General features: G+C 73.0%; 5 protein-coding genes. 1 reads left to right on the top strand and 4 read right to left on the bottom strand.

Annotation, left to right across the window (positions count from 1 at the left end; genetic code table 11):
• The first annotated feature begins 489 nt into the window (after nucleotides 1-489).
• Nucleotides 490-669 (top strand): hypothetical protein, encoded by a 180-nt coding sequence (locus ABZ215_RS43440; RefSeq protein ID WP_354956784.1) that lies wholly within the window; start codon nucleotides 490-492, stop codon nucleotides 667-669.
• Between the two features lie 34 nt (nucleotides 670-703).
• Here ABZ215_RS43440 and ABZ215_RS43435 read toward each other — a convergent pair whose 3' ends face one another.
• The 4 genes from ABZ215_RS43435 to ABZ215_RS43420 form a co-directional block, all read right to left on the bottom strand.
• A complete protein-coding gene (locus ABZ215_RS43435; protein WP_354956782.1) occupies nucleotides 704-1,939 on the bottom strand; it encodes a DUF6596 domain-containing protein in 1,236 nt (411 codons plus the stop codon).
• The gene (locus ABZ215_RS43430) at nucleotides 1,936-2,259 is read right to left on the bottom strand and encodes a YciI family protein (RefSeq protein ID WP_020418460.1); all 324 of its coding nucleotides are present in this window, start codon (nucleotides 2,257-2,259) and stop codon (nucleotides 1,936-1,938) included. Before ABZ215_RS43430 ends, ABZ215_RS43435 begins: the two co-directional genes overlap by 4 nt.
• A 32-nt stretch (nucleotides 2,260-2,291) precedes the next feature.
• Complete coding sequence (locus ABZ215_RS43425; RefSeq protein ID WP_354956781.1) at nucleotides 2,292-2,906, bottom strand: dihydrofolate reductase family protein; 615 nt, start codon at nucleotides 2,904-2,906, stop codon at nucleotides 2,292-2,294.
• 112 nt (nucleotides 2,907-3,018) lie between these two features.
• A complete protein-coding gene (locus tag ABZ215_RS43420; RefSeq protein ID WP_020418462.1) occupies nucleotides 3,019-3,489 on the bottom strand; it encodes a nitroreductase family deazaflavin-dependent oxidoreductase in 471 nt (156 codons plus the stop codon).
• Nucleotides 3,490-4,044: the final 555 nt, after the last annotated feature.

Raw genomic sequence — 4,044 nt, 5'->3', positions numbered from 1 at the left:
CAAACATGAATTAGGGTCTGCCAAACAGCACCCGCGCGTGAGGGTTTCGGTGGCACACGCGCCCGCGAGCCCCGCTCGCGGGCGCTTCTTTTCGTTCGTGCGCAAGCCGTGCGCGTTGAAGGGTTCCCGTCCCCTGCCGCCCGGAATCGCGATCCCTTCGACGTGCCGTACGAGGACGGTGGCCTGCCCGGCTACTTGCTGCGGCCCGACGCCTCGGGCCGCAGCAGGCGGACGCTCGTGGTGCCCCACGGCAGCCAGGGGTGGTGGACGTGCCGGCCTCGTGGACCGCGCCCCTGCCAGGGGGCATGGACCCGCAGCTCGACGCGGGCGAGAGCGACGGGTCCTCCAAGGACGTGCGGACGGCCGAACGCCCGCCGGACGGTGGAGTTCCGCGCCCGCCCCTACGGCTTCCGGGACCGCTTCCACCTCTGCCGCCCCGTGCGCGAGTACCGGCGAGGAGCAGGCTTCGGCCGTCCGCACTCCCCGCTGTTGACCGATCCCGAGTGTGAGCAGTTCTGGCCCGGCCAGGCCGCCCGGTCGGCCGGGGTCGTGCGGTTCACCAGGTCGGAAGGCGTGTCCGGGCACTGTGAGCCGATGGCACGGCTGCTAGTCGAGCAGCGGGTGTTCGACTGGCTCGGCGAGTGGATCGGCCAGGGCCGCGCCGTATAGGTCGTTATACGCCGATCGCGGCTCGCGGCCTGCGCTACCGCAGCTGGTCGCGGCGGCGCGTGAGGTAGGCGGTCTCCGCGGTGTTGCCCGCCAGCTCGATGGCCTTGCCGTAGGCCGCGCGGGACTCCGGGCCGCGGCCGAGCCTGCGCAGCAGGTCGGCGCGGGTGGCGTGGAACGCGTGGTAGCCGGCCAGCCGAGGCTCCAGGCGGTCGACGGCGGCGAGCGCCACCTCCGGGCCGTCGAGTTCGGCGACCGCGACGGCCCGGTTGAGGGCGACGATCGGCGAGGGGTCGAGGCGGACGAGCTGGTCGTAGAGAGCCAGGATCTGCGACCAGTCGGTGTCGCGGCTGTCGCGGGCCGACGTGTGCACGGCGTTGATCGCGGCCAGGATCTGGTAGCGGCCCGGCGCCACCCCGGCCGCGGCGGCCGCGAGGCGCTCGCGCACCAGCCGGTGGCCCTCGGCGATGAGCGCGGCATCCCAGGCGCCGCGGTCCTGCTCGTGCAGGGGAACCAGCTCGCCGCTCGCCGACACCCGTGCCGGGCGGCGCGCCTCGATGAGCAGCATCAGCGCCAGCAGCCCGGCCACCTCGCCGTCGTGCGGCAGGAGTGCGCGGATCAGGCGGGTGAGCCGGATCGCCTCGGCGGTCAGGTCGTCGCGGACCGGGGCGGCGCCGGACCCGGTGGCCAGGTAGCCCTCGTTGAACACCAGGAACAGCACCGCGAGCACACCGGACACGCGTGTCGGGAGGTCCTCCGCCGACGGCACCCGGTACGGGATGCGGGCGGCCTTGATCTTGGCTTTCGCGCGGGTGATCCGACGCTCCATCGCGGTCTCGGCCACCAGGAACGCGCGGGCGATCTCGCGCACGGTCAGGCCGCCGACCATGCGCAGCGTCAGCGCCACGCGAGCCTCCACCGCCAGCGCGGGGTGGCAGCAGGTGAAGATCAGCCGCAGCCGGTCGTCGTCGATGACGCCGAGGGGCCCGGGTGGTTCGTCGTCGTGCACCATCCGGGCCTCCTTCTGCTTGTCGTCGCGTTTGTTCTCGCGCCGGATGCGGTCGATGGCCTTGCGGGTGGCGGTGGTGGTCAGCCAGGCGCCGGGGTTGGGCGGCACCCCGTCGGCGGGCCACCGCTCGACCGCGGTCGCGAACGCCTCGGCAGCGGCCTCCTCGGCGATGTCGAGGTCGCCGAAACGCCGGGTCAGGGCGGCCACCACCCGGGCCCACTCCTCGCGGTGGGCCCGGGTGACCGCCTCGCGCGCGTCCGTCACCGGAACGGCCGCACCTCGATCTTGCGGTCGCAGATCTTGGAGGCCTCGGTGGCGAGCTTGAGCGCCACGTCCAGATCGGGGGCCTCCCAGATCCAGACGCCGGCGAGGTACTCCTTCGACTCGACGAAGGGCCCGTCGCTGAACACCGCCTGCTCGCCCCGATTGTCGACGACCGTGGCCGACTCGGTGTCCGCGAGCCCGCCCGCGAAGACCCAGTAGCCCTCGGCGATCAGGCGTTCGTTGAACGCGCTGATGGCCGGCTGCCGGTCCGTCCGGCCGGGGTTGTCCTTGTCGTCGATGACGGAAACCAGGTACTGCATCTGAAGATCAGCTCCTCGGGTGGGCGGGGTTTTCAGGCGGTGGCGTACTGCGGGCGCCCGGCGGGCCGGTAGACCTGGATGGTCACGCCCTTCGAGTCGGTCCGCGAGTCGACGAGGTCGAGCGCGAGATCGGGGCCCGCGTCCGGGAACAGCCGCGCGCCCTGCCCGACGACCACCGGGATCACGATCAGGGTCAGCTCGTCGACCAGGTCGTTGGCCAGCAGCCACCGGATCAGGGCGCCGCTGCCGTGCACCTGCAGTTCGCCGCCGGGCTTGGCTTTCAGGTCGGCGACGGCGGCGGCCAGGTCGCCGCGCAGGACGGTGGTGCCCGCCCACGCCGGGTCGGTCAGGGTCGTCGAGGCGACGTACTTGGGCCGGTCGTGCAGCGCCCGCCGGACGGGCTCCCAGCCGGGGACGTCCGCGTCGGTCCCCCACGCGCCGGCGAACAGCTCGTAGGTCCGCCTGCCGAACAGGAACGCGTCGGCGCGCTGGTAGGTCTGCTTGATCAGCGCGTGGGTGCTGTCGTCGCCCTTGCCCATCGCCCAGCCGCCCCGCTCGAACCCGCTGCGGCGGTCCTCCTCCGACGCGCCGCCGTTGCCCTGCATCACGCCGTCGACGCTGATCTGGGTCATGGTCGTCAGCTTCATGGTCGCGGTTCCTCCACCTCGGCGCCGCCCCATCCGCGGGCGGCCTCACCCTGACCACGAACGCGACCACCCGGATCCGACACCGCCCCCCGGAATTTTTTTGGCCGCGGGCCTACCGGCGGGTGAGCAGGAAGATCGGCAGCTCGCGGCCGGCGGCGAGGCGTTCCATCTCGTAGCCGGGCCAGAAGTCGAGCAGGCGCTGCCACATCCGGTCGTAGTCCTCGCCCTTGACCGGCTGCGCGGTGACCGGGATTTCCTTCCCGCGGATGGCCACCGTCGCCTCGGCGTGCTCGCGCAGGTTGAAGGTCCAGCCGGGGTCGCGGGGGCGGCCCCAGTTGGAGCCGACGAGCACGAAGCCGTCCTCGTGCGGGAAGTACAGCAGGTTCGTGCTGCGCGGCAGGCCGCTCTTGCGCCCCAGGGTGGTCAGCCGCAGCGACGGCAGGCCCGCGATGCCGACCAGCGTCACCCGGCCGCCGAACCAGCGGTGCAGCCGCTTGTCCGCCCAGATGATGACCTTCGCGAGCCGCATCAGCCACGGGCGGGTGCCCAGCCTGCGGGCCAGGAGCGGGAGCGGATTCTTCACGACCCCTATTGGACCACCCGCCCGCCCCCGCCACCGGGCACCCCACGCTGCGGCGCCGGTCACGATCCCGCAGCGGCGAGGCCTGGTCGGTTTCCGGGGCGGGTGACGGGCAGGTGTCGCACCAGATGCGGAAGCATCGGCGCACCCGGGGCAGGGACAAGCCCGAGCCACGAGCGGCGGTCCGTTGCCGCCGAGAGTGCGGACCTGGTCGGCCCGGCCTTCGGCACGGCTGAGCAGCCTGCGCCGCGGCGCCGGCCACCGCCCCCTCAGCGGCACCGCGAGCCCTTGTCCGCGTGACGGGCAGGCATCGCACCAGATGCGGAAGCATCGGCGCATCCGCGGCCAGGCCGGGACCGACCGGAACCACGAGCGGCCATCCGTTGCCGCGATCGTGCCGGACCCGGCCTCCGGCGCGGCGGAGCAGCCCACGCCGCGCCGCCGGTCAGGATCCCCCCGCGGCCGGCTAGGCCGTGTCTGACAATGTCTTTGTCCAGGTGATGACGTCGTGGATGAGGATGGCGGCGCGGTAGAGCGTGGCCAACTTGTCGTAGCGGG

The organism is Amycolatopsis sp. NPDC006131 (genome assembly GCF_040614175.1).
In the GTDB taxonomy this organism is placed as follows: domain Bacteria; phylum Actinomycetota; class Actinomycetes; order Mycobacteriales; family Pseudonocardiaceae; genus Amycolatopsis_E; species Amycolatopsis_E tucumanensis.
This window is presented reverse-complemented; position numbering and strand designations above follow the sequence as displayed.